Source organism: Leucobacter aridicollis, assembly GCF_024399335.1.
Classification (GTDB): Bacteria; Actinomycetota; Actinomycetes; order Actinomycetales; family Microbacteriaceae; genus Leucobacter; species Leucobacter aridicollis_A.
In genome coordinates this window covers 743,609-767,439 of record NZ_CP075339.1, presented here as the reverse complement: position 1 = coordinate 767,439, position 23,831 = coordinate 743,609, and the positions used below count along the sequence as shown (strand labels likewise).

Here is a 23,831-nt window from a genome sequence, read left to right as displayed (position 1 = left end):
CGTTGGGCGGATCGAGTGTGAAGTGTTCTGCTGCCGCGTACTAGATGACGCGACTCAAGAAGCGTTGGGTTCGTTCGTGTGTGGGGTTGTCGAGGACCTGCTCTGGCGGGCCGATTTCTTGGATGACACCGTCTTCAAGGAAGGCGACCTGATCGCAGACCTCGCGGGCGAACCCGATCTCGTGGGTGACCACGATCATCGTCATCCCCTCGCGGGCGAGGGTCCGCATGACTTCGAGCACCTCGCCGACGGTCTCGGGGTCGAGGGCAGAAGTTGGCTCGTCGAAGAGCATGAGCGTCGGCTCCATCGCGAGGGCACGCGCGATGGCGACGCGCTGCTGCTGCCCGCCAGACAGCGAGTCGGGGTAGGCGTCGCGCTTGTCGGCAAGACCGACCTTGCGAAGCAGTTCGAGCGCGCGCTGCTCCACCGCGCGCTTGTCTTGCTTGAGCACCTGCACCGGGGCGATCATGATGTTCTCGAGCACGGTGAGGTGGCCGAACAGATTGAAGCCTTGGAAGACCATGCCGAGCTTGGCGCGCCGCTTCGCGACGATCCGCGGCTTGAGCTCGTAGGCTTTCGTGCCCTCGCGCCGGTAAGCAACGCGTTCGCCGTCGACGAGGATGTCGCCCGAGTCGAACGTCTCAAGGTCGTTGATGCATCGCAGGAAGGTGCTCTTGCCCGATCCTGACGGCCCAATGAGCGCGGTCACCGTTCCCCGCTGCACCTCGATGCTGACGCCGCGAAGCACTTCGTTGCCGCCGAAACTTTTGCGTACCTCCACGGCCTGCACCATTGGGCGCTCCGCGCTCGTCGCGTGCTCTGTCGAGTTCATCGTTGTGCTCCCGTCTGGGTGAGGCGCTTGAACATGCCTCGGTTGGCACCGCGGCCCGAGGTGTTGCCACTGCGGCCTGCGTATTTCTTCTCGAGCTGGTTCTGTAGCAGCGTCGCGACCGTGGTCAGCAGGAGGTACCACGCGCAGGCGACGATGAGCAGTTCGATCACATAGTAGTTCCGCGAGTAGATCATTTGCGCGTTCGTGAGGAGGTCGCGCGCGGAGATGACCGAGACCAGCGAGGTGACCTTGAGCATCGCGATTGCCTGGTTGCCTGTTGGCGGGATCACCATGCGCATCGTCTGCGGGAGGATGATCTTCGTCATCATCTCGAGCGGGGTGAAGCCGAGCGCGACGGCTGCCTCACGCTGTCCCTTTGGCACACCGAGGATGCCGCCACGGATAATCTCGGCCATGTAGGCGCCCTCGTTCAAGCTCAGCCCGATGAGCGCGGCGATGAACGGGGTGATGAGCGCGTTCGTGTCCCAGCTTGCGAACCCCAGGTTGATCGTGGGGAACAGGAAGGCGAGGTTGAACCAGAAGATCAGCTGGATGAGCTGCGGTGTGCCGCGGAAGAACCAGAGGTAGAGGTCGGCGAGCACGGTGAGCACTTTATTGTCAGAGAGCTTCATGAGCGCGAGGACGATGCCAAGCAGGATGCCGATGATGACCGCGAGCACGGTGAGCTGCACCGTCAAGATGACGCCCTCGATGATGACGGGCGCGAACAGGTACTGGCCCACCACGCTCCAGTCGAGGTTCTCGCTCGTGACGAGGGCGAAGATGAGGCCGCCGACGATCAGTGCGGCGACTGCCGCAATGACCATGCGACCGTAGCGCTTGAGGGGAACGATCTCTAGCGGGGTGATCTCCGCTGTAGTTCCAGCTGACGCTGGAGCACTGGGAGGGGATGTGGTTTTCACTCGGCCACCTTTCGGTCGAGCCCGGCCCGGGCTTCGTCTACGTTGACGCACCTACGTTTTCCAGAGGGGTTCCTCAGGCGTTCGCAAGGTCGATGGATTCACTGTAAATGAAATTCAGTATTTCTACAAGCTGTTTGAATTGAATTCGAAACGCTCCCCGCAAAATCGAGGCAGTTACTTGAATTCACGGCAAACCAGACGGCCACGGCCTGCCGATTTCACTTCAATTTACTTTTAGCATTGCTACATCTTGGGTGCAGACACGGCGGTCGAAAACCTGTAACATGCGAAGGGATGAGTACTCAAAAACGCAAATCCGGAGACGAAGACGCCCAACTCGGCGCACGCATCCGTGAGATACGCAAGCTCAGGCGACTGTCGCTGACCCAGCTTGGAGAAATGTCAGGCGTGAGCGCGAGCTTCCTCAGCCAGCTTGAGCGGGGCACGTGCCGCGCGAGCTTCGGAACGCTTCGAGACGTCACCGAGGCGCTCGGCACAACCCTCGCCGAACTCTTCAACGCCGACGAACCACCGGGGCCACGCATCGTCAGGCACGCCGAACGCCCGCAGCTCATCCACGGTGGCGCCCGCAAATTCATGCTGAGCCCCCGCCCGCTGTCACACATCGAGATCTTCGCCGGCGAATTCGACCCGGGCGAATCGACCGGCGACGAGCCATACAACCACGGCGACTCCCAGGAGTTCCTGATCGTCATCCGAGGCTCGGTCGACGTCCAGATCGACGGCAGGTCGCACCTCCTCGATGCTGGCGACACCATCGAGTACCGCAGCTCACAGCTGCACCGCACGGTGAACGTGGGTGACGACGTTGCAGAGGTGCACTGGATCGTCAGCCCGGTTACTGTGCCAAGCTCCACCGGCGCTGCAGAAGGAACGAACGATGACTAGCACCAGAGACTCACTCGCCCGCGCGCTCGGCGCGACCGACGGCCCAAACTCGCCAACGATGGCGCAGTGCGCGAGCGCACACGAGCTCATCTTCACCTCGGGCCACACGAGCCTGACGCTCGGCAAGGTCGGCGCGGAGCTCACAGTCGCAGACGGCGCACAGGCCGCGCGTGAGGCCGCGCTGCGTTTGCTCCACTCGGTGCTCGAACACAACGGCACGCTCGATGGGCTGCGGCTGGTGCAGCTCAACGTGTGCGTGAACACCACCCCAGATTTCACGCAGCACGGTGAGGTCGCGGAGGGCGCGAGCGGCCTCCTGCGCGAGGTCTTCGGCGATCAGGATCTCCCGACACGCAAGGCGCTCGGCATGGCATCGCTCCCCCGCGGAGTTGCCGTCGAGATCGACGCCGTGTTCGCCGCAGAGGCCACCACCAGCTAGCGGCGCAAGAGAGCGCACTCGATAGAATCACTGTCGGACGCGGATGGACTTCCGCACTGCCGGGAGGTCCACTTGTACATCGCATGCTTTGCGCTCATCGCCGTTTCCGGCGTCGTCATCCTCGCCGGGCTCCGCGTTCGCAGGCTCGTGCCAAAACACTGGGCGACGGTGCCGGGCGACTGGATCGGCCCGGCACTCCAGTTCTCGCCGCACCCCTACCGCTACCGCACCCCAGACGGGGTCGAGCGCACAGGATCGTCACGAGTCAAAGTCGTCTGGCGAGCGCCCTTCGGGGGCAACTGCCTCGTAGCGTACGACCCCCAGAACCCCGCGACGTCTCAGCCAGCCCAGCTGCGCACGAACGGGACGCTCCTCATCGCCGTCGGGGCATTCGCCGCGATTGCGGGGGTCGCGCTTCTCGCCGTTTCGCTGCGATAGTCCCTCCCGCTCTGATCTGGCACTCCCCTGGCGCAGAGCCCAGCGCCCCGAACGCAACGTCGCCGCGGGTCCCAGCACTGCGCTGGGACCCGCGGCGACAGACAGCTTGAGCCGCCTACTGCACCCGTGCCCGGTGACCTAGGCCGAGCGGCGGCGCCAGAACGCGAGCAGGCCCCCGGCAGCGACGAGCACGGTCATCAGCACGATCGCCAGCGTCCACTGGACCTCGGGGCCGCCGGTGTTCGCAAGGCCCTGCTTTCCTTCGGCGCCCGTATCGACTTTGCCGCCAGTTTCGGCACCGGCGCCGGGGGCGGTTCCGCTACCGTCACCGGTCCCGGTGCCGCCGCCGTCACCCGGCTGATCCGGGCCGCCCGGCTCGCCGGGACCACCCGGATCCACCGGTCCGGTTGTGTCGTCCGCAACAGTGATCGTGTGCTCGCTCGTGACGCCGTTCACGGTCACGCCGAGCGTCGCCTCCCCCGCACCGGTCGCGGTCAGGGCGCCCGTCGACGGGTTAAACCGGAGCACACTCTCATCGGTCGCCTCGCTTGCGCTCGCGCTCACTGCGCGGCCGCGCTTATCGGTCTCGACTGATCCGTCGTCGACGACGACACCGTCCCCGCCCCACACCGCGCTCATCGGCCAGTGCACGGGCACGATGCGCCCGCCGTCCTGCGAGATGGTGGCATCTACGGTCACCGAGTCGCCAACGGTCATCGCCGCCGGCACTGCCGCGGTCGCGCCAAGGGTGAGCTCGTCGACCCGGGGCTTCACCTCGGCCTGGAGCCAGTTCGTGCGGCTTGTCACGGGCGCCGGATCTTTTCCAACGACGCCCGAGTTCGGGTTGATGCCGAGCATCGCCCAGCCCGTGAAACCGCCCTTGTCTGGCGAGCTCGACGGCCCCTTACCGCTGTTGCCGCTGAGGAAGGTCGAGACTCCCTCGTGGCTCGTCGCATGGAAAACGCCGGCGTGGCCGTTGATCGAGGCAATTGACTTGCCGGTGTCGGCACGGAACTCCGCGAGCCGATCCTGATAGCGCTTCGCCTCGATGCGATCCGAGATCTGGCTGTCCTTGCTGCTCTTCGGGTCGTCGACGGGGTGGTGCGCGAACACGAGCACGCCCGTGATCGTCGAATCCTTCTCGGCCTCGGCGAGTGCGTCTTCAAGGAAGCGCATCTGCTGCTTGTCAGAGGCATTGAACGAACCGTTCGCGGTATTCAGCGTGATGACCAGCGTGCTGCCGACCTGCTGTTTCGTCTTCGTCGGACCGAACTCGGCAATGAAGTTCTCGATCGGCCCTCCCATCACCTCGTGGTTGCCAGGCACGTAGATCCAGGGCAGCTTGTCGCCGATTTCCTCGTCGAGGATCTTGCGGGCGAGCGCGAAGTCCTCGGGCGCGGCCTCGTCGACGAAGTCACCCGTGATCACAAACATCTCGGGCTTCGCGGCGAGGATCTCACGCAGGGTCTGGCGTGCGCCGTGCACGTTGGGGCCCTCGGGGTTGCGGGCGACGAACTGCGCATCGCTCATCACAGCGATGCGCTGCGCGCGCTTGTCGACGGTGCCGTTCGTGACGACGAGCGGATCGTGCACGACCGGCGCCTGCGGCTGATCGACCTCGGGCGCCACGATGGCGCGGATGCCGGCGAACATTGTCTCGCCCTGGTACTGCTTCGCTGCCGAGGTTTCCATCATGCGCACGCGCTCGAGCTTCAGCGGGTAGGCGGTGCCAACTGGCACGTTGAACGTGAGCTCCTGCCAACCCTTCCAGCTGGTGTGCGGGCCGTCGATGTTCATCGTGGTGCCCGCGCCGGTCTTCATCTGGAGCCGTGGCCAGGTGCTGTTGCCGTCGCCGTGCACCCACATCTTGATTGCCTTCGGCTGCCCCGCAATCTCGATGGGTTCGGGCGCAACGGCGTACGCACCGCGCGTGCCAGTCGACGAGGCGAAGTCGTAGGTGAGCTTCAGCCCGGCCTCGCCGTTCGGTCCGGTTGCCTCAGCGATCTGGCCGGTGGCGCGGTCTGAGCGGAAGGTCCAGTCTTTCGCGTTTGCGAGGTCAGAGACAGGCTCCTCTTCCAAGCCAATCGTGACTGCGACGTCGACGCGGCGATCTCCCGCCGAGAACGACACCGTCGCCGCCCCCGACGTTGCACGCGGGGTGATCGTGAAGGTGTCGCCGTCAAGCGATTCGACAGCGACGTCAGCGCCGGCCGAGACCGTGAGGTCAGCGGCCTCGATGGGCGCGCCGAAGCCGTCTTTGTCGAGGCCGGTGATTGTCACAGTCTCGCTGCCGTTCTCGTCGACCAAAGCGATAACGCTCTGGCTCGCACGGAGCCTGTCGAGCTCGCCGAGTACGCGCAGCTCGCTCGTCGCCGACTTCCCTTCTGCGGTAAACGTGACGGGCGCGGTGCCAGGTGCGGATCCGGTGACCGTTGCGGTGTCTCCGTCGACCGCCGTGAGCGTCGCGTTCTTGCCCGCCACCGAGAACTCGCCCGCCGTAGCGATCGCGCCGCGATTCGCGTCGAGGCCAATGCCTGAGACAGTGCGCGAGAAGCCAGGGAACACTGCGTCTGCGTCGTCAAGCTTCGACTCGGGGGCAACCATCACGTCGGCGAGCCCGGTGTCGGGCGCGGTCGACGAAAACACGAGGCTGTTGGGCACGCTGCGCAGGTGCCCATCTGAGGGCGCGTTGCCGACGCTCAGCTCGCTGGTTCCCGGCTCGCGCATGAGCAGGGTGCTGGATCCGCCACCGTCGAGATTCACCGCGTTGTGCGCGCCGAGCTCGACCATGAACTCGCCGAGCTCGTCGAGCGCCATGCCGCGGGAATGGCTCTGGCGGCCGTCGAGGGAGACCACGTAGACCTCGCTGCCGTCCTCGCTCACGCCAACCGCGGTGCGGGGCTCGCCCTTGTCGGGAGCGCCGACGACGACGCCGTCAGCGACGAGGCGCTGGTTGCCGCTGATCGCGAGATCCACATCGGCGCTGGCAGCGACAGTTACTGGCAGCGGATCGCCTGGCTTCACGCCAGCGAACAGGTCGACGGCCGATCCGCGCGCGAGCACGACGCCCGATCCTGCTGCGATGGCGGTCGGTCCCGTAATCTCGGCAAGGTCCGCAGATGTGCGCGTCACGACCCCGTCTGTGATCTCCACGCGGAGAAACTTCGGGTCGATGTTCGATGGCCCGCCGATGGCGCGCGAGATTGGGTACTCGCCCCACATCGGCGTGAAGTAGCCGATGCCGTCGGCGGGAATACCGATGTTGTTGACCGTGCTCACCGGGTGATTGGCGCCCGCAATGTCGAGGGTGGCGGCTGAGGCAAGCGCCTGGATCGCAGCGATACCCTCGCTGACTGTGAAGCTCTGGACAGGTGATCCGCTCGTTGTCTTCACGCCCTCCGTCGACGAGACGTTCGTGCCCTGGGCGACACCAGAGTTGTTGATGTCGAAGAAGGAGCCGTTGACCGCGGCCACGGCGTGATCGCCAAGCGTGTGCTCAGTGACGGGCGCTGGCTTCGTAAGGCTGCCCGAGTCACGCACGTCCATCGACAGCGTGGGTGTGGAGAGATCCGCGACGAGCACGTCGCCAGTCACCCATCCCTCACCTTGCAGCCTGTCAAAGCTTGTCGCCTTCAGACCCGGTGCGAGCTGCCGCGTGTCAGCGCGAAGCAGGCTCGAATCACGGCCGCCCAGGTCGAGACCACCCGTGTCGGGTGACGCGTAACTGGCCGTGAGGGTGGACTGGGGTGCGAGGGCGATGCCGCTCACAGCGATGCCGAGACAGAGCCCGGCCGCAAGCGTTGTTTTCAGGGGTGTTCGTCTAAACCAAGCCACGAGTTGCCGCAGACCTTTCTTAAGTTTTGGAATGCGCGTGCGGCAGCAAAGGAATAATTGAATGGCCGCCGGACGCTCAAGTCAGCGTAGGGAGGCCAGGTAGCGCGAAGGTTGCCTGCGGGTGGACGGGAGGGTTGTTGGCCTTGCGGCGTTGTGACACGAACTTCGAACGACCGAAATACCCGTAGCGACTTTCGCTACGAATTACTCGGGCCGATCCACCTGGTCGACCTCGAAGGCTGCAGCCCGGACCTGCGCACAACGCTTGGGCTCCTGACACCTTCAGACCAGCGCGGCACGTATGTGATTGGGACAGCAGAGAGAGACCTTCGTAGCCGCGAACCGGGTTCATACCGGCTCGCATTCGGCCACGAAGGTCTCTCGAGCTTCACCCTCAGGGTCTGCGCGACTAGAGCGAATCGACGTAGGCTCGCGCGACCTTCTGCGGATCCTTCTTATCGACCTCGATCTCGCGGTTCATGCGGATGAGATCCTCGGTGGTGAGCTTCGCCGACACCGCGTTCAGCGCCTCCGTGACCGTGTCGTCTGCGCGGTCGCTGCGCACGATCGGAATGATGTTCTCAGCGAGCGACATGTACTCGGGGTCTTCAAGCGACACAAAATTGTTCTCGGCGATCGCAGACTGCGTGGTGAACATGAGGGCCACATCGATGTCGCCGCCATTCAGGCCGGCAACGGTGAGCGGGCCGCCAAGGTCGACCGACTTGAACTCGCCAAACGTGACGTCGTAGAGCTCCTTCAGGCCGGGCACGCCCGCGCGGCGGTCCTTCGTCTCCGGCGGGCCGCCGAGCACGAGCTCCCCGGCAACGGGCTGCAGATCGCCGATCGACACGAGGTTGTACTTCTCTGCGGTCTCGGCGGTCACGACGAGCGTGTCCTTGTCCTCAGCCGATGCGGCCTCAAGCAGCGTCGTGCCCTCGGGCACGACTGCGTCGAGCGCCTTGAGCACGTCTTCCGAGCTGAACGCGGTCTCGTCGCCACCGAGGTACGCGAGCAGCGCGCCGCTGTACTCTGGCACGATGTCGATGCTGCCGTCTTGCAGCGCCGGAATGATCACCTCGCGGCTGCCGATGTTTGGCTTCACGGTCGTTGCAACTCCCGCGTCCTCCAGCGCCTCAGCGTAGATGTGCGCGAGCAGCACGTTCTCCGAGAAGTTGGCGGAGCCGATGGTGATGGTGTCGCCGCTCGACTCCTCAGATCCACCGTCGAGTGAGCCGCTGCTTGCGCAGCCTCCGAGGGTGAGTGCGACTGCCGCGGCGGCCGCGGCAAGAACTGTTTTCTTCATTGAAATTCCTTCCGGGTGTACAGGGTGTGAGAGAGATTCAAAAGAATGGTTAGGGCTGTTCAGTGAGCCTGACGGCACGGGTCTCGGTCGCCTCCGCCGCGACCGCCTCGGCCTTCGCGAGCGGCTTCTTGCGGCGAATACCCCCGAGCGCAAAGAGCCCATCGGTGATGAGCGCGAGCCCAGCGACGAGCAGTGCGCCACCCGCCATCTCGCCGTAGTCGCGCAGCGCGAGGCCGTCGAGCAGGAAGCGGCCGAGACCGCCGAGCGCGATGTACGCGGCGACCGTCGCGGTTGCGATGACCTGCAGCACCGACGACCTGATGCCGCTCACGATCACGCGCGCTGCGATCGGCAGCTCGACAGTGACGAGGATCCGCCACTCAGGCATCCCGATTCCACGGGCCGCGTCAACGACCGCGGGGTCGACACCGCGCACGCCCGCGTAGGTCGCGGTGAGCATCGGCGGGATCGCGAGCACCACCAGCACGATCGCGGCTGGCAGGAACCCGAGTCCGAGCAGCAGCACCATGAGGGTGAGGAGGCCGAGGGTCGGGAGCGCGCGAGAGCCGTTTGCGATGTTGATGACAAGCCAGGCGCCGCGGCGGGTGTGCCCGATGAGCGCGCCGACCGGGATCGCGATGAGGATGCCGATCGCGACGACGATCACCGTGTAGAGCAGGTGCTCGCCGAGCCGCACGGGGATGCCGTCTGGCCCAGACCAGTTCGCCGGGTTCGAGAAGAACTCAAGAATCTGTTGCAGAATCATCGCTGCTCACCTGCCTTCACCCAGGGGGTAGATACTCGTTCGATGAGCACCACAATCATGTCGAACACGAGGGCGAGCAGAACGCTCAGCAGGATGCCCCAGATGATCGGCACGAGGTAGCTCCGCTGGAACCCCTCGGTGAAGAGGTCGCCGAGGCCACCGACACCGATGAGCGCGCCGACCGAGACGAGGCTGACGTTCGACACCGCCGCGACCCGCAGCGTTGCAGCGATCACCGGGATCGCAATCGGCAGCTCGACCGTGAAGAGCAGGCGCAGCCTGCCGATCCCCATCGCCTCTGCCGCCTGCCGCGTCTCCACCGGAACCGCCCGGAGCGCCTCGACGACGCCGCCAAACAGGAGCGCGAACGAGTACACCGAGAGCGCGATGACGATGTTGATCGGGTCGAGGATCTTGGTGCCAAGCAGCACCGGGATAAAGATGAGCAGCGTGAGCGACGGAATCGTGAAGAGCACACCGCTGATCGCGAGCATCGCCCCCGCCGTCCACCGGGTGCGGGCGACGAGCATGCCGAGCACGAGCGCGAGCACGAGGCCGATGAGCGTCGCGGCTGCCGCGAGCACGGAGTGCAGCCCCGCGAGACCGAGCACGCGCTGCAGGTTGTCAGCGATCCACTCGATCATGCTCGGGATCCCTGTGCGTGCAGGCGCGGCGCCAGCAGGGCGAGGTCGATGCTGCCGAGCAGCCTGCCGTCGTCGTCGACGACGATCGCCTGGCCATCGTGGCTCGTGAGCACGGCGTCGGTTGCGAGGCGCATCGAGTCGCTCTGGCGCACCGTCGCGCGCTGCTCAAGCTGGTTCGCGCGGTCGGCCTGCTCGCCGCGCCGCGCCCAACCGACGAACCGGTGCGAGGTGTCAACGACCGCGGCCCCAGCGGCGGGGAGCTCGGCGGTCGAGTCGCCGAGCTGGATCGTCGCCACGGGGTTCACCGTCGTTCCCACCTGCTTGAACGAGAGCGCACGGTACCCGCGATCCTTGCCGACGAACTCCGCGACGAACTCGTTCGCTGGAGAGCTCAGCAGCTCTTCCGGGGTCGCAAACTGGGCAAGCTTGCCGCCCTTCTCGAACACCGCGATGCGGTCCCCAAGCCGTACGGCCTCGTCGATGTCGTGCGTCACAAACACGATCGTCGTGCCGAGCTCGGGGCCGAGCCGCGCGAACTCCTCCTGCAGTTCGTGCCGCACCACCGGGTCGAGCGCCGAGAACGGCTCGTCCATGAGCAGCACCTTCGGGCTCGCCGCGAGCGCGCGGGCAACGCCGACGCGCTGCTGCTGGCCGCCCGAGAGCTGGGTCGGGAATCGTGTGGCGAACTCACGCGGCAGGCCGACGGTGTCGAGCAGCTCGTACGCACGCGTCTTCGCCTGCGCCGTCGGCACACCGTTGAGCTTCGGCACCGTCATGATGTTCTGCAGCACCGTGCGGTGCGGGAAGAGGCCGGCGTTCTGAATGACGTAGCCGATGCCGCGACGCAGCTCGGCCTTTTTCAGCGTCGTCACGTCTTGACCGTCGATGGTGATCCTGCCGCTTGTCGGCTCGATCATGCGGTTGATCATGCGCAGGCTCGTGGTCTTGCCACAGCCCGACGGCCCAACAAACACTGTGGTCTGCCCGGCAGGCAGTTCGAGCGACAGCGACTCGACGGCGAGTGTGCCGTCTGGGTAGCGTTTCTCGACCTTCTCAAATGTGATCATGCGTGTCTCCTCGATCGTGCGGCGTTTCCGATGAGCACGGAGAGCAGCCGGGAAAGTGTAGTTGAAGTGGTGTCTCTGACGTCGAGCGACGGGAAGTGCTCGACGATGTCGATGCCTGCGAGCCCGAGCGTGCCGCCGACCGCGGCGAGCAGCGCCTCGGCCTCGTCGAAGCTCAGGCCGCCAGGCACGGGACAGCTGGTGCCGGGGGCGATCGTCGGGTCGAGGCCATCGACGTCGAGGGTGACAAACCACGGCAGGTCGGTGTTCATCCGTTCGATGACACTCTCGATGCCGTTGCGGCGCACCTCCGCCATCGGCACGATGACGTTTCCCGCGGCGACCGCAGCGTCGTAGTCCGCCGGGGTCGCGCTGCCGGTGCCGCGCGCGCCGACCTGCACGATCTGCCCGACCCAGCCCATCTCGCGGATGCGCCGCATCGTGCTCGAGAACCCGTCGGCGCGGCCGTGCGCGACGTCTGCGAAGTCGATGTGCGCGTCGATCTGCAGCACGTTGATCCGCGGGGCGGCTGCCGTGGCTGCATCGGCGGCGTCTGCATCTGCCGCAGCCCCCGGCCCGCCGCCCGACCCCGCGGACCCCGTGGGTCCGGCAAAACCAGCAGCAGCAAGAATCGGCACGGAGTCGTCGCCGCCGAGCACGATCGGCACGCCACCGCGATCCACGATGTCGCGCACGGTCGCGGTCACCGCTGCGGCGTTGCCCGGGAGATCGCGCGGGTCGCCCACGAGGTCGCCGAGGTCGTGCAGCCGCACACCGGTGTCGCCGAGCAGCGTGCCGCCGAGCGAGAAGTCGTAACGGTTCTGGTGCACGCCGAAGCGCTGGTTCGCGCGCTCGCGGAACACGCGTGGCGCGTTTGCCGCGTCAGAGTGCACCCCGCTCATCCAGTACGGCGAGCCATACGGCGCACCGAACACCGCGATGTCGCCCGCCGCGATCTCCTCCGGGCCACTGATCTCGGCCCCGAGGAGTCCGTGGGCAACGGGGGTGAGCCCGCTCATGCGCCGACCCCGGCGGTAGTGCTGTCGGCCGTGCTCGCACCGGCTGCGCGATCCTCAACCTCGCCAACCCCGACGGCGCGGATCCCGCTCTGCGGCAGGTACGCCACGGCCTCCGGAACGCCCGCGCTCGCGTGGCGGATCACGCCAATCGCAGGATCGTTCTCGAAGCAGATGCGGGCGCGCGCCGCGCTGAGCTCGGTGCCGTCGAGCACCATCGTCATGCCAGCGGAGACTGAACCACCGATGATCCCCGCGTTCTGGTGGATCGCGACGAGGTCTGCGCCGCCCGCGACGTTGAGCATCGCGTTGAGGTACGGCCAGTCGGCAATGACGTCTGAACCGTCGGGCATCTTCTCGGTCTCGCGGGTCGGGTACGCGCACGAGCCGGAGTCGAGGTGGTCGCGGGTGATCGCGACGGGTCCCGACAGCTCGCCGTTCGCGACGAGGCGGTTGATCTCAAGCGCCATCGCGGCGCGCTGGCCATGCCCGATCCAGCAGATGCGCGCGGGCAGCCCCTCAACCGGGGTTTCGGAGGCTGCGCGGTCGAGCCAGGTGTTCAGGCGGGTGTCGTCGGGGAAGAGCTCGCGTGCCGCGCGGTCGAGCCTGTCGCGGTCGGCGATGTCGCCGCTCAGGCAGACCCAGCGGAACGGGCCGCGCCCCACGCCGAACGACGGCCGGATGTACTCGGGCACGAAGCCGGGAATCTCGTCTGCGCGCTCGTGGCCGAGGCGGCGGGCGGCCTGGCGGATGTCGTTGCCGTACTCGAACACCACCGATCCCGCTTCTTTCAGCCGCACGAGCGCTGTGACGTGGCGCAGCAGGGTTGCCTCACTGCGGCGCAGGTACCCGTCAGGATCCTCGGCGCGCAGCTGCGTCGCCTCGGCGAAGCTCAGGCCGGATGGGATGTAGCCGTGCAGCAGGTCGTGCGCGCTCGTCTGGTCGGTGGTGATCGCGGGGACGCGATCCAGATCTGCGAGCTGCTCTGCGACGTCCGCCGCGTTCTGCACGACCGCGAGCACGCGCGCTTCGCCCTGCGCGGCGAGCGCTTCTGCGCGCTCCCACGCCGCGTCGAGGGTGTCGAACACCTCGTCGACGCTGCCGGCCTCGATCCGCTGCTCGATGAGCTGACGGTTGAGCTCGGCGATGAGCGCGACTCCCCCGTTCATCCGCACCGCGCGCCCCTGGGGCTGACCCATGCCGCCGAGACCTGCGGTGAGCACGATCTTGCCGGTGAGGTCGCCGCCGAACGCGCGCTCTGCTGCCGCGGCGAAGGTCTCGAAGGTGCCCTGCACGATCCCCTGCCCGCCGATGTACGCCCAGCTGCCTGCCGTGTACTGGCCGTGCATGGTGAGGCCGCGGTCGCTGAGGTCAAAGAACTCCTCGCGGGTGGCGGCGCGCGGCACAACGTTTGCGTTGGCGATGAGCACGCGGGGCGCAGCGACGGAGCTTGGCATGATCGCAACCGCGCGGCCCGACTGCACAACGAGCGTCTCATTGTCGCCGAGCACCTTCAGCGACTCGATGATCCCGCGCAGGCTCTCGTGGTCGCGGGCAGCCTTGCCGATGCCGCCGTAGATCACCAGATCCTCGGGACGCTCGGCGTTGTGGAGCGTGTTTTCGAGCATCCGCAGGATGCCTTCCTGACGCCAACCCCGACAGCGTAGCTCTCGGCCAGTACCGGGTGACACCCGCTCCATCTGTTGCTCCTTTGCATTGTATGAAATACTTGCGAATCATCACGTGAAACGCTTTACTCATTAACGCAGACGCTTCGCAAGCTGTCAAGCGCCAATCAAAAACCGTTACATCGAGGGAAAATGCAAGAAAACATCGACCTGCTGGTTCTCAACACCTCCGAACTACTCACCGCGCGCAGCGCCGCCGCGGGCCCGGTTCGGGGCGACGCGCTCAATCACATCGAGGTGATTCCTGGCGGCGCGTTCGCGGTAAACGAGGGCAAGATCGTCGCCGTCGGCAGCGCCGACGAACTCCTCGAGCGGTACAGCGCCACGCGTCACGTCGACGCGGGCGGCCGCCTCGTCTCCCCTGCGTTCAGCGATCCGCACACCCACCTGATCCACGGTGGATCGCGGCACGCCGAGTGGGAGGCGAAGGTGCTCGAGCGGCCGGCTGTCGGGATCGACGGCGGGATCAGATCCACAATCAACGCGACCGCCGAGGCGAGCGACGCTGCGCTCCTCGCGCACGCCGAGACGATTCTCGACGACATGCTCGCCTCGGGCACCACTGCTGTCGAGGCGAAGAGCGGCTACGGGCTCAGCGAGCGCTCCGAACTCAGGCTGCTCGAACTCGCGGCCGCAATCGACCACCCCGTCGCACTCGAAAGCACGTTCCTCGGTGCCCACACCGTGCCCGAGCGGCACCGCGACGACCGCGAGGCGTACATCGCCGAGGTCATCGCGATGATGCCAGCCGCGCGGAAGCTGTCAGACACCTGCGACATCGCAATCGACCCCGTCTCGTTCACCGCGGCGGAGGGCGAGCGGCTTATCGCCGCGGCGCGGGAGCACGGGTTCACGCTGCGCGTCCACGCCGACCAGACCGGCGACGTGTCGGGCACAGGAATCGCCGCCGATGCCGGGGCACTCACGGTCGACCACCTCGATTTCGTTGGCGACGACAGTCTCGCAGCGCTTGCCGGGTCCGAGACCGTCGGGGTGATCTTCCCAGCCGCAAACATGCATCTGCTCGATGTCACTCCGGGCCGCAGCGGGGCCGGTGCGGGGGCCGGTGTCGGTGTCGGTGGATCGGCGAAGCAGCCGCGCGACCTCGTCGCCTGGGCGGATCGCCTCGTCGAGTCGGGTGCGGCGCTCGCGCTCTCGACCGACTACAACCCCGGCACCGCACCGTGCACCTCGATGCAGCTCACCATGCAGCTCGCCGCGCGCCTGTACCGGATGTCGTTCGCAGCGGTCTGGAACCTCGCAACCATCAACGCCGCGCACGCGCTCGGCACCGGCGGCGAGCGCGGCAGCATCGAGGTCGGCAAGACCGCTGACTTCGTGCTCTGGGACGTCGCCGAGCACGGCCAGATCGTGCACCGCCTCGGTTCAAACCTCGCTGCCGAGGTCTATATCGGCGGCGAGGTGGTCGCCCGTCGCGGCCGCAGGATCGAGCCCGGGGCATGACCGCGAAGGCACTCGGTTCGCGCTGGAGCCTCGCCCAGGTGGAGCAGTTCGCGCGCCAAGAACTCCGCGCAGAGCTCGCCGCGGACGACGAGATCCGCATCGCCGAAGGGCACCGCAACCTGCTCGCGGCCGCGGCGCACAAGGAGGTGTACGGCCTCTCAACCGGGGTTGGCGCGCGCAGGTTTGTTGCGGTCGAGCGCGACCTCGAGTCGTGCGTGCGGCTCTGGCAGGCGCACGCGCTGCAGATCGGCGAGACCGTTGATCCGGATCGTACGCGGGCAACGCTGCTCATCCGCTCGATCCAGATCGCGCAGGGCGGCTCGGGCGTGAGCTCCGAGCTCGCGGCGGGACTCGCTGCTGCTGCCGGGGGCGTTGAGCTGCCAACGATCCACTATGGAGTGTCGCTCGGCACGGGCGACATTGGCGCGCTTGCCGCCGTCGCCCTCCACCTCACCGAGACCGGGGTCGCGTTTCTGCCGAGCGACGGCCTGCCGTTCATGAGCTCTGGGGCGCTCACCTACGCCGACGCGGCGCTCACGCTGCAGTCGAGCGCGCGCGCGTTCGCCGCCGGGGTCGAGCTCACTGGGCTCGTCGCCCGGGCAGTGCACTCGACGCACGACCACTTCTCGGCCGAAGCGCTCGCGCCGCAGCACGCCGAGGTGCGGCAGGTCGCCGAGCGACTGCGCGCGATCCGCGGCACCGCCCCCGCCTCCCGGGTACAGGAACCGTTCTCGGTGCGGCTCGCCCCGCACTCGCACGGCAGCGTGCTGCGCGCCTGGAACACGGCGGCAGACACCGTCGAGATCGGCATCAACGCGCGCTTCGAGAACCCGGTCGCGCTGCCGCAGGGCGACGTGGCACACGTCGGCAACTTCTACACCGTCGAGCTCGCGCTCGCGATCGACGGGTTGCTGCGCGCGCTCGCCCACGAGGCGAGCCTCGCCGCCGCGCGGCTCGGGCTGCTGCTCGACGCGCGCTTCACGGGCGCGGCCGACTTCCTCAGCGACGGCAGCGCAGACGCGACCGGGGCGATGATGCTCGAATACGCAGCGGCCGCGGCGGTCGCCGAGATCAGGGAGGCCGCCGCCGCACACGGTGCGTACGGCGTGAACGTCTCTCAGGGCGCCGAGGAGCACGCCCCATTCACCGCCCACGCGGTGCGCAGGCTCGCGCGCGCCGACAGCGCATACCGCACGCTGCTCGCCTGCATCGGCGTCGCGCTCGGGCGGTTGCCCGGCGGCGTCGCGGGTGCCCCGGCGCTCGCAGACAGCTCGCACGAGTTGCGCGACCGAGACCTCAGCGCAGAGGTGGCTGCGACTCTGGGGGTTCTCGACCACGTACGAGTATCGGTATCCTAGCGAGAGATGAGCATGAACGAATCGCACGAATCGCACGACGACGCTCAGGGGCCAAGCCAGGGCCCTCGTGCCGTTCACCGAGCGCTCGAGCTGCTCACTCGCGTTGTCGAGTCGGGGCCGATCTCGCTGAGCGCGCTCGCGCGTGAGGCGGATCTCCCCGCGTCGACAGCCATGCGCATGCTCCGGGTGCTCGAGCACTGGGACTACGTCGCGAAAGACCCGCAGGGCCACTTCGTGGTCGGTGCCAGGTTCGCGCAGAGCCGGTTCACACCGGAGCCGGCCTCTGCGGAGGCGCTCAACGACCTCAGCGCGCCGATCTTGCACGAGCTCACCCAGTCGACCGGCGAATCAAGCTACCTCGCGGTGCGGGGCGACGCCAACACCTGCGTCTACCTGCGCGAGGAACAGACCACGCACCCGATCAGGCACGTCGGCTTCTCGGGCTGGCAGGGCCGCACAGTGCCAATGGCGAGCTCGGCGGTTGCCGAGGTCTTCGAACGCCGCATCCCAGAAAGCGGCTACGTGGTGATGGACGCGGTCGTCACCTCAGAAGCAACCGTCGTCGCGGCACCCGTCTACTCGTCAACCGGCGAGATCATCGCGGTGCTCAGCGTGGTCGGCCCGAGCTATCGCCTCAAGGGCGACGGCATCGCGGAGGCAGGGGCTGCGGTGATCGCTGCGGCGACTGCGCTGGGGGCGAAGTTTTAGCACGCCTTGAGCCCTGCCTAGCGCCCGTGGGTTCGGCCCGCCCACAATTGAGGTCACTGGCACCCTGCGTGACCCAGAGCAGGTCAACGCCGAAGGCCATATGGGTGATGCCGCCTGCTTCGACCGCCGCGGGTCCACCCCACTCTCAGTGAGAATGCCGCTCGCTCGAGAGAACCACGGCCCCAACGAGGTAATACCTCCGCTCTCAAATCTGCTGCCAGACGCGGTCGAGGCTCGCGACCGATGGGCCGCCAAGTTCAGCGAAACACGAAACGACCCCTTCACGGTGCTGCGCCACCTGGGAAAGGATGCGCCAGGCTAGGTGCAGGTCGTGCCGCAGGGCACCGGGCTTTCGATGCTCGGCAGCATGTCGCACATGACCGATGCCCGCATCACCGAACGAATCAGCGAGCTCATCGATGACCCCGATCGCTGGGCGAATGACGCCACCGAAGACTAGAGCCGCTTCTCGCTGGGCGGCGACCAAGGGAAGTTCGCGCTCGCACGCGCGGATGGCGCCTAGTTTGAACCGAACGGGCGAATCGCCAGCACCCACATCGTCGAACCGGGAATGGTGACTGGACCGGGCCACTCGAACGCCGAGATGCAAGCCGTCGAGTTCGTCATGATAGGCGCCGCGCGCTTACCGGGCGTCGGAACCGCCGTGGTCAAGATCATGGACTTCGACGGGCTCCCCGCGTTCGTCACCAAGCGCTACGACCGCATCATCGATGCCTGGTGGCACCCTAATGCTCGAGTTTCCCGCGAAGGTGTTGCATTACGACTCGAATGCGTGACGGCCAGCAGGAACATGTTCGGCTGGGTGACTCTATTTTACGCAGTGTAGGGCGAGATCAGTCGCGCCAATTCATATTTCGCCCCCCACGCGAGCTGGGGTCAGGTGGAGTGCGACAGACCCGGCAGCACTCCACCTCAACCGCAGACTGTTCAGCGCCCTTCGTCACCCGACGCGGCAATTTTCCCTGCCCGAATAAACAACGCCACCCCAACAGTCGCAAGAATTGCCCCAGACGGGACCCACACAAAGGGGACAAAAACAACCACAAGATGCAGAAATTCCTCCCAGCTCGCATTGGCCTTCAGGCCCAAACCAATCAGTGTCCCCACGAAACTGCCAACGAGAAGCCAGATAAACAAGTTCAACACAGCCCCTTGATCGTTCAAACGTTCAAGAGGGGTCATTGCCTTCCGTCCCTTTCCAGAATCACCAAGCACCGCAGTGCCTCCTAACGGCAAGCTTTGTCATAGTCCAATGACGCACTCCCCACTCCCATTGCTACGGTGCAAGCGATGCCAGCTGCCACGTTGGCGAGACCCAGGGGAAGGCAGACAAGGACACCGGAACCCACGGAGACCACCAGACTCCCTAGCCACGAAGCAAAGCAACTTGCACGAGCCTCCACCCCCTCAACAAACGAGCTACCACTAGGAACAACTTGGATAAGACCATCTTCAATGAGGATCTCCGAATCCACCACAACTTCGGGATCGCCCGGGCTACGAAGCTCGGGTGAGTCGAACGCCAAAAGCACCTGCCCGGCGGCATTAGATATAGTCAACGACTTCTTGTCCGGCGACAGCGAGACGTTGTCGCCTTCGGCGAACTCGAATTGAAGGGCATCTCCATAGGCGCCAGGGACCTTTTCCAGAGTTCGAGCTTGCCCATCCAACCCCGCAACCTCGACCCCTCCGCTTTCAAGCGCTTGATCAAGCTGAACAACCGAATCCCCAACGCCAGCGCCAGCGCCAGCGCCAAAACTATCGTCAGCACGTGCAGGCGTGACTGTTGTGAACACCACCATCCCTATCGCCACAGCAATGGCAACCAAGGGCAACACAAGTGATTTAAAACTAAACTTCACCAACTGGAACATTCTCTACTCCCTAGGATAAAGTAAACTAACTTGAGTAATCCAATTTACACTTGTCTGCTTGTGAGTCAAGGTTTGTGCCCACATCCGCTCAAATAGTCCGCTGAACGCATCGCTCCTCAGGACTGGACATGAGCTATCGGCGCCTGGAGCCATCTATGGGGCGTCTAAGTGCAGCGAAGCTCGTTGATTGGCCTCCGACCACGGCGCGCCCCTGGGAAAGCGAACCCCCATCTTCGAATCACCCCCACGCTACTGGCACCGGTACGACGTTGGCGTTCCTGCAATTCTCGATCCTCAGAATGGAGGTGCATGAACGCCCACAGCAACGAATTCTTCGGTGAATCCTCAGGTCACGCCCGCCCTGGCGTAGCCGGGTGCGGGCATGGCGTAGTTACCAGATATTGGGTCTGGTGCACGACTAGGTGACAGGCTGGTCAGGCAGCGGGTGCGACCTGTCTTGTTCATGATGGTCTCGCACTCGATCGACGTCAAACGGCCCATCCTAACCTGTCTGCGGCGCCGATGGTAGGTACGCTCGATCCACGTCACGATCGCTCCCGCATCAGTTAGCTGTTGGTCCGAGTAACTCCGTTGTGCCGACATATCGAGACGGTACAGGGCACGTCGGACACTGGTTGCAGGGCGAGGGCCACGCGCGCAAGGGCCACGGGCTCGCACGAAACGACGAAGGCCTAATCAAAACCTAATTTGATCAGGCTTTTTCTGACGGGGTGTTCTCCTCGTATTCAAACCATTTAGAACAGGGGTGGCGACTCCTTAAGGAGGCTCCCACTTCGCCAAAATCCGCAGATTTACACCAACCGCCACGATCACTTGCTCGCGTCACCAACGAGAAGCTGCAGCTCATGATTGCTGATTATGAGGCGGGGATGTCAGCCTATGAGCTGGCTGACAAATATGGGCACAATCGGGGCACGATAATGAAGTATCTTGCGGGGGCTGGGATTCGATCACGTGTGGCCGTTCCAACCGATGATGAGATATTCCGGTGGCAGGAGCTAAGAGCAGAAGGTCTCGGATTGAAGGCTATAGCGAAGAAGGTAGGGCGGAATCACAAAACCATTCGGAAGTATCTCGTCGACTAACCTGCGCATTAACACGAGGGTAGCCGCCGAGATACGCGCAACGGCCAGACATAAGTCTGGCCGTCACTTGGAGCTTCGAGACGCCCGGCTCCCAGCGCCAGTGTGTGGGTCCTAAGACCGTTGCGTCGTGGCTGCATCTCTAGTATACCATTTGGGCGATTTTTAGCTGCAGACGCTCGTGATAGTCGTCATTGGCGTTCCAGGCGAATAGGGAGGGGTGTGCTTTACTCCGCCTTAGAGCCTTTACTTTTCCGCCAGAGAGGCCGGTGGCCTCTCTCAGTTCTAGCTCGCTTAGACCTGGCATTGAAAGCAGACTCATTCGTAGGATAACTCTTGCTGCGTTGAATTTCTGATCTGCCTCCCCTAAATCGACCAGTTGCCTTGCCCTCACGAGCAGGCTTGTCTTCAGCGGACTACTGCTGGCCTCCTGACTAAATCTCCGCAAGAACGTCAATACTCCGAAGGCATCTAGCTCACGGACTTCCACCCCTCTTCGGCTGAGGATTTCCGAGAGCCGGTTTTCATCGATGCTCGGATTCATGTAGATCAAGCAATCCGCAAGTAGTAGGGTGTGCACGCCAAACTCTGACTCATCACGAACGGCAGCCAGCTGAGCCTCGATCTCACGCAGCATCTTGTCCTTGAACGCCTGGATCTGAAGGAAGCTAAAGTCATTGTCCTCCAATGTCTTTAATGCGCTGACGATAAGCCGTGTGACTTTGACACTGTGAGAAACTGACGGTGCTCCCGCGTATACGAAAATGGCTGTATCTAAATTTGAGACTAGGTAAGTGACCAACGCGGTCTGGGCAGACGCAAGCATCTTCGCGTCGCCTTCGGCATGAACTCTGTCGAGGTGCTTCTGATACTTCTTGATGGTCTTCGATACTCTTCTGCCAATTTCATATAGGTAAGAGTTGGCAATTTCTCCATGTTCAAGTTCTGAATCGATCAGCGTGGCTTTGTAGTCCAAAATTGCTTTGCTGCTCGAGAAATACAGGTTCGCCTTGGGTTGCTCGGACTCTTGGTCGATCGTGCAGTCGGTGCGAGACTTTAGATTCTCTCGAATCCGGAGCTTTGCTACTGATATATGTGAGCGCAGCGGGGTGTCAAACTCGTGCTGCTTGTGGTCGTTGAGGTGCAGCCGAAACTCGCTAAGCTGGCTCGCCAATAATTCCTCGACGCGTTGGCTCTCCTTAGCGTCCGAGAGGAAGATGAAGTAATCATCGACGTAGCGCATGATCTCGTAGTCATGACCGGCCTGCATGCCCTTCTCGGCCAACAGCCGCTCTACTCGGACATCGACTTCCTGCAAGATGATCTCGGCAAAAATGCGCGAGAATTCGGGACCAATAATGATTCCACTGGTCTCCGCGTAGTTGAGATACTGCATATAGTGATCAAACTTGGCACCAAAAGTTGCATCGACAGCGCCTTCTCCACGGAATTCTTTGCTGGCCCGAACACCATTCGTCACCCATGACACAGTGTGCGTATAAATACTGTCGAAACATTTGGACACGTCTGCCCGCACCAGCTTCGGGTACTTACGTTCACATGCTCGAAACTCAGGTGATGAGTAAAAGCGGTTGATGTTGTTGTAGCGCCGGTACGAGAAGAAGGAACTGACATGCTCGTACTCAAGGTCATATTGCTCGAAACCATACGACTCTTTGTCTCTGCGGCGAGCGAACTCCGAGTCTCTCTTGGCGTGAAGCCGAGCCACACGCTGCGGATGACGGATCGAAAAGCTGCTCCTATTTGTATAGTAAAGGATCGAATCGCGGTACTCGCTAATAAAATATGTCATCGCAAGCATCGACTGCGGGTGGGGTAGCGCTAAATTTCGATTCTTCCCATTGTTGCGCTTGGCACGATACTTGTAGGGGTGGCGAAGATCGTATCCAGCTCCACCTCGTGACCTCAGATCAAACAGGAGATAGTCGCCGTGAGTGGCTCCTCTTTCAAATGACTGACCATCGAAGATGATCTCAAGCCAGTACTTTTCTGCTCGCCCGAATCGACTCTTGAAAACCCTGAACTTGTGCTCATCGACCCAGGCAAACTTGATCCTGCGCAGGAATCCGTAGAGCATAGCGGTGTTGAACGGAAGCGGCACTTCGTAAGGCAGCATTTCTGAAGTTAGTGCTCGGAGGGGGTCACGCGTTACCTTCTGATACTTCATTAGTTGCCCTCCTCCCAGGCCTGGATAACTCGCTGTATTTTCCTTTGACTGAACCGGTAAAAGGGTTTCTGAGCGAACATCCCTACAAACGAGATGGCCTTCATCTTTTTCGTAAGGCCCTCAGACATTTCTTGGGCATGATCCTGCCTGAATTGTTCTAGCACAGCGTCAAGATCAGTTAGCTCTCTCGCGTCCGCATCCAAGGCGCTATTCGAGAAGAAAAGACCAATCGCCACATTGTCCTTCGAGTTCAATAGCTTCGTGTTGCCTGCTAGATAGCGAAGTCGATCGATCAACATGCCATCATGCCCGTAATTCGGTTTAGCCGCGTCGGGGGATGAATCAAGCCATGATTGAAGGGCTAGTTCTAAGCGTTTCATTCTCCGTTGGTGGCGGTTAGCGGTAAGGCTTGTGGCAAGAATGCCTTGAGCGCGGGTGAACCTATAGCCCAAATATTCCAGTGCGCTCCCCGCCGGGTAGTCACCGTTGTCCGTCGCAGTAATTGTGTCGGTCTTCGCGAGGTTCTTTTTCAGACCAAGCTTTTGAAGCTCGTCGTCGATCTCATTCCTCACAAGATCTAGTACCGTCTCATCCTCCAGGACAAGAACCATGTCATCAACGTAGCGCGCGTAGAAGAGAACGCCGGGAGTTGCTTTCATCTGGCGATCAAACGCGTGTAGATAAAGATCGGCAAGGTGAGAGCTCAAACCTACGCCTTGCGGAATGCCAACACGGCTACCAGTCAGCGCCGCGAATTCATCGAGCAGCCGAGACACAAGAGTGGCGGTTACTGTATCGAGCCTCTTTAGAGAGCGAAGACGCTCTAATAGATCGGCATGCGGGATTGACCCGAAGAAGGAAGTTATATCAAGCCGATAGATGGCGTGTGCGTACTTCTTCCCAAGTGCTTCTTTGAGCGCACGGACTATACCATTGCGGCTCTGGCTCTCTGCAGGACGGAGATCGCGAATAACTGCAGCTGCTTGTTTTGCCGGGAAGGCAATGTCTAACTTGTCGCTAATCCGATAGGTCTGCCGATCTCCAAGTTTCACCGCCGGTACAAGATCAAAAGTAAAACTATCCGATTCCAGAGCTTGCTCGAACTGACCTAATGCTTCTTGTAGGGCCTCTTCGAGGGCAGTGTCGCGGTTCTGGCGCAGCTCTTTACGGTCTGAGCGAAACTGATCCAAGGCGGCGAGTCTGGCGGGGCTGCCTAAAGCAAGAGGCATTACTTCAGTCTTGTAAAGTTCTCTTCT

22 protein-coding genes are annotated in these 23,831 nt (G+C 63.6%); 9 read left to right on the top strand and 13 right to left on the bottom strand.

Annotated features, from left to right (window positions below):
* Positions 1–40 precede the first annotated feature (40 nt).
* Positions 41–832 (bottom strand): amino acid ABC transporter ATP-binding protein, encoded by a 792-nt coding sequence (locus KI794_RS03290; RefSeq protein ID WP_304941400.1) that lies wholly within the window; start codon positions 830–832, stop codon positions 41–43.
* Entirely contained in the window at positions 829–1,755 is a 927-nt protein-coding gene (locus KI794_RS03285; RefSeq protein ID WP_255809132.1) for an amino acid ABC transporter permease, read from the bottom strand. The genes KI794_RS03290 and KI794_RS03285 overlap by 4 nt, the downstream gene beginning before the upstream one ends.
* A gap of 294 nt (positions 1,756–2,049) precedes the next feature.
* Between KI794_RS03285 and KI794_RS03280 the strand changes: the two genes are divergently transcribed.
* The 3 genes from KI794_RS03280 to KI794_RS03270 all read left to right on the top strand — a co-directional run bounded on the left by KI794_RS03280 (position 2,050) and on the right by KI794_RS03270 (position 3,541).
* On the top strand, positions 2,050–2,664 hold the full coding sequence (locus KI794_RS03280) for a helix-turn-helix domain-containing protein (protein ID WP_119283331.1): 615 nt from the start codon (positions 2,050–2,052) through the stop codon (positions 2,662–2,664).
* Positions 2,657–3,103, top strand: a complete 447-nt coding sequence (locus KI794_RS03275) for a RidA family protein (protein ID WP_119283332.1) — start codon at positions 2,657–2,659, stop codon at positions 3,101–3,103. Before KI794_RS03280 ends, KI794_RS03275 begins: the two co-directional genes overlap by 8 nt.
* 72 nt (positions 3,104–3,175) lie before the next feature.
* A complete protein-coding gene (locus tag KI794_RS03270) occupies positions 3,176–3,541 on the top strand; it encodes a DUF3592 domain-containing protein (protein WP_255809131.1) in 366 nt (121 codons plus the stop codon).
* A 138-nt stretch (positions 3,542–3,679) separates the two neighbouring features.
* Here KI794_RS03270 and KI794_RS03265 read toward each other — a convergent pair whose 3' ends face one another.
* From KI794_RS03265 to KI794_RS03235, 7 genes are all read right to left on the bottom strand, one after another.
* Positions 3,680–7,375 carry a phosphodiester glycosidase family protein gene (locus KI794_RS03265; protein WP_255809129.1) on the bottom strand — a complete coding sequence of 1,232 codons (3,696 nt, stop codon included), beginning with the start codon at positions 7,373–7,375 and terminating at the stop codon, positions 3,680–3,682.
* A 409-nt stretch (positions 7,376–7,784) separates the two neighbouring features.
* Positions 7,785–8,681, bottom strand: a complete 897-nt coding sequence (locus KI794_RS03260; RefSeq protein WP_255809127.1) for an ABC transporter substrate-binding protein — start codon at positions 8,679–8,681, stop codon at positions 7,785–7,787.
* Between the two features lie 49 nt (positions 8,682–8,730).
* The gene (locus KI794_RS03255; RefSeq protein ID WP_255809125.1) at positions 8,731–9,447 is read right to left on the bottom strand and encodes an ABC transporter permease; all 717 of its coding nucleotides are present in this window, start codon (positions 9,445–9,447) and stop codon (positions 8,731–8,733) included.
* Entirely contained in the window at positions 9,444–10,091 is a 648-nt protein-coding gene (locus KI794_RS03250; RefSeq protein WP_255809124.1) for an ABC transporter permease, read from the bottom strand. Before KI794_RS03250 ends, KI794_RS03255 begins: the two co-directional genes overlap by 4 nt.
* Positions 10,088–11,158, bottom strand: coding sequence for an ABC transporter ATP-binding protein (locus KI794_RS03245; RefSeq protein WP_255809123.1), 1,071 nt, complete (start codon positions 11,156–11,158; stop codon positions 10,088–10,090). The genes KI794_RS03250 and KI794_RS03245 overlap by 4 nt, the downstream gene beginning before the upstream one ends.
* A complete protein-coding gene (locus KI794_RS03240; protein WP_255809121.1) occupies positions 11,155–12,174 on the bottom strand; it encodes an arginase family protein in 1,020 nt (339 codons plus the stop codon). Before KI794_RS03240 ends, KI794_RS03245 begins: the two co-directional genes overlap by 4 nt.
* The gene (locus tag KI794_RS03235; protein ID WP_370647852.1) at positions 12,171–13,871 is read right to left on the bottom strand and encodes a urocanate hydratase; all 1,701 of its coding nucleotides are present in this window, start codon (positions 13,869–13,871) and stop codon (positions 12,171–12,173) included. Before KI794_RS03235 ends, KI794_RS03240 begins: the two co-directional genes overlap by 4 nt.
* 120 nt (positions 13,872–13,991) lie before the next feature.
* On the opposite strand from KI794_RS03235, the gene KI794_RS03230 reads away from it, so the two are divergent.
* The 6 genes from KI794_RS03230 to KI794_RS03210 all read left to right on the top strand — a co-directional run bounded on the left by KI794_RS03230 (position 13,992) and on the right by KI794_RS03210 (position 18,236).
* On the top strand, positions 13,992–15,323 hold the full coding sequence (locus KI794_RS03230; RefSeq protein ID WP_255809119.1) for an amidohydrolase family protein: 1,332 nt from the start codon (positions 13,992–13,994) through the stop codon (positions 15,321–15,323).
* Positions 15,320–16,681: an aromatic amino acid lyase gene (locus KI794_RS03225; RefSeq protein ID WP_255809118.1), complete on the top strand. Its 1,362-nt coding sequence runs from the start codon at positions 15,320–15,322 to the stop codon at positions 16,679–16,681. Before KI794_RS03230 ends, KI794_RS03225 begins: the two co-directional genes overlap by 4 nt.
* A 12-nt stretch (positions 16,682–16,693) precedes the next feature.
* Positions 16,694–17,389, top strand: coding sequence for an IclR family transcriptional regulator (locus tag KI794_RS03220; protein ID WP_255809117.1), 696 nt, complete (start codon positions 16,694–16,696; stop codon positions 17,387–17,389).
* Between the two features lie 100 nt (positions 17,390–17,489).
* On the top strand, positions 17,490–17,711 hold the full coding sequence (locus KI794_RS16265) for a HipA N-terminal domain-containing protein (protein WP_370647851.1): 222 nt from the start codon (positions 17,490–17,492) through the stop codon (positions 17,709–17,711).
* Between the two features lie 9 nt (positions 17,712–17,720).
* Positions 17,721–17,849, top strand: coding sequence for a hypothetical protein (locus tag KI794_RS03215; RefSeq protein ID WP_255809116.1), 129 nt, complete (start codon positions 17,721–17,723; stop codon positions 17,847–17,849).
* A 144-nt stretch (positions 17,850–17,993) separates the two neighbouring features.
* The gene (locus KI794_RS03210; protein ID WP_255809115.1) at positions 17,994–18,236 is read left to right on the top strand and encodes a hypothetical protein; all 243 of its coding nucleotides are present in this window, start codon (positions 17,994–17,996) and stop codon (positions 18,234–18,236) included.
* Between the two features lie 101 nt (positions 18,237–18,337).
* Here the strand turns inward: KI794_RS03210 and KI794_RS03205 are convergent, their stop codons facing one another.
* The 4 genes from KI794_RS03205 to drt3a all read right to left on the bottom strand — a co-directional run bounded on the left by KI794_RS03205 (position 18,338) and on the right by drt3a (position 23,804).
* Entirely contained in the window at positions 18,338–18,592 is a 255-nt protein-coding gene (locus KI794_RS03205) for a hypothetical protein (protein ID WP_255809114.1), read from the bottom strand.
* Between the two features lie 44 nt (positions 18,593–18,636).
* Positions 18,637–19,284, bottom strand: a complete 648-nt coding sequence (locus KI794_RS03200) for a hypothetical protein (RefSeq protein WP_255809113.1) — start codon at positions 19,282–19,284, stop codon at positions 18,637–18,639.
* Between the two features lie 1,245 nt (positions 19,285–20,529).
* Positions 20,530–22,575 (bottom strand): antiviral reverse transcriptase Drt3b, encoded by a 2,046-nt coding sequence (gene drt3b / locus KI794_RS03195; protein WP_255809112.1) that lies wholly within the window; start codon positions 22,573–22,575, stop codon positions 20,530–20,532.
* Positions 22,575–23,804 (bottom strand): antiviral reverse transcriptase Drt3a, encoded by a 1,230-nt coding sequence (gene drt3a, locus KI794_RS03190; RefSeq protein WP_255809111.1) that lies wholly within the window; start codon positions 23,802–23,804, stop codon positions 22,575–22,577. The genes drt3b and drt3a overlap by 1 nt, the downstream gene beginning before the upstream one ends.
* Positions 23,805–23,831: the final 27 nt, after the last annotated feature.

Bases quoted from the DNA above. Each gene is read 5' to 3' on its own strand.
- KI794_RS03225 (WP_255809118.1), top strand. From the start codon at position 15,320: ATGACCGCGAAGGCACTCGGTTCGCGCTGGAGCCTCGCCCAGGTGGAG.
- KI794_RS03255 (WP_255809125.1), bottom strand. From the start codon at position 9,447: ATGATTCTGCAACAGATTCTTGAGTTCTTCTCGAACCCGGCGAACTGG.
- KI794_RS03280 (WP_119283331.1), top strand. From the start codon at position 2,050: ATGAGTACTCAAAAACGCAAATCCGGAGACGAAGACGCCCAACTCGGC.
- KI794_RS03290 (WP_304941400.1), bottom strand. From the start codon at position 832: ATGAACTCGACAGAGCACGCGACGAGCGCGGAGCGCCCAATGGTGCAG.
- KI794_RS03230 (WP_255809119.1), top strand. From the start codon at position 13,992: ATGCAAGAAAACATCGACCTGCTGGTTCTCAACACCTCCGAACTACTC.
- KI794_RS03200 (WP_255809113.1), bottom strand. From the start codon at position 19,284: ATGTTCCAGTTGGTGAAGTTTAGTTTTAAATCACTTGTGTTGCCCTTG.
- KI794_RS03260 (WP_255809127.1), bottom strand. From the start codon at position 8,681: ATGAAGAAAACAGTTCTTGCCGCGGCCGCCGCGGCAGTCGCACTCACC.
- KI794_RS03220 (WP_255809117.1), top strand. From the start codon at position 16,694: ATGAACGAATCGCACGAATCGCACGACGACGCTCAGGGGCCAAGCCAG.
- KI794_RS03205 (WP_255809114.1), bottom strand. From the start codon at position 18,592: ATGACCCCTCTTGAACGTTTGAACGATCAAGGGGCTGTGTTGAACTTG.
- KI794_RS03250 (WP_255809124.1), bottom strand. From the start codon at position 10,091: ATGATCGAGTGGATCGCTGACAACCTGCAGCGCGTGCTCGGTCTCGCG.
- KI794_RS03245 (WP_255809123.1), bottom strand. From the start codon at position 11,158: ATGATCACATTTGAGAAGGTCGAGAAACGCTACCCAGACGGCACACTC.
- drt3b (WP_255809112.1), bottom strand. From the start codon at position 22,575: ATGAAGTATCAGAAGGTAACGCGTGACCCCCTCCGAGCACTAACTTCA.
- KI794_RS16265 (WP_370647851.1), top strand. From the start codon at position 17,490: ATGGGTGATGCCGCCTGCTTCGACCGCCGCGGGTCCACCCCACTCTCA.
- drt3a (WP_255809111.1), bottom strand. From the start codon at position 23,804: ATGCCTCTTGCTTTAGGCAGCCCCGCCAGACTCGCCGCCTTGGATCAG.
- KI794_RS03275 (WP_119283332.1), top strand. From the start codon at position 2,657: ATGACTAGCACCAGAGACTCACTCGCCCGCGCGCTCGGCGCGACCGAC.
- KI794_RS03235 (WP_370647852.1), bottom strand. From the start codon at position 13,871: ATGGAGCGGGTGTCACCCGGTACTGGCCGAGAGCTACGCTGTCGGGGT.
- KI794_RS03210 (WP_255809115.1), top strand. From the start codon at position 17,994: ATGCAAGCCGTCGAGTTCGTCATGATAGGCGCCGCGCGCTTACCGGGC.
- KI794_RS03240 (WP_255809121.1), bottom strand. From the start codon at position 12,174: ATGAGCGGGCTCACCCCCGTTGCCCACGGACTCCTCGGGGCCGAGATC.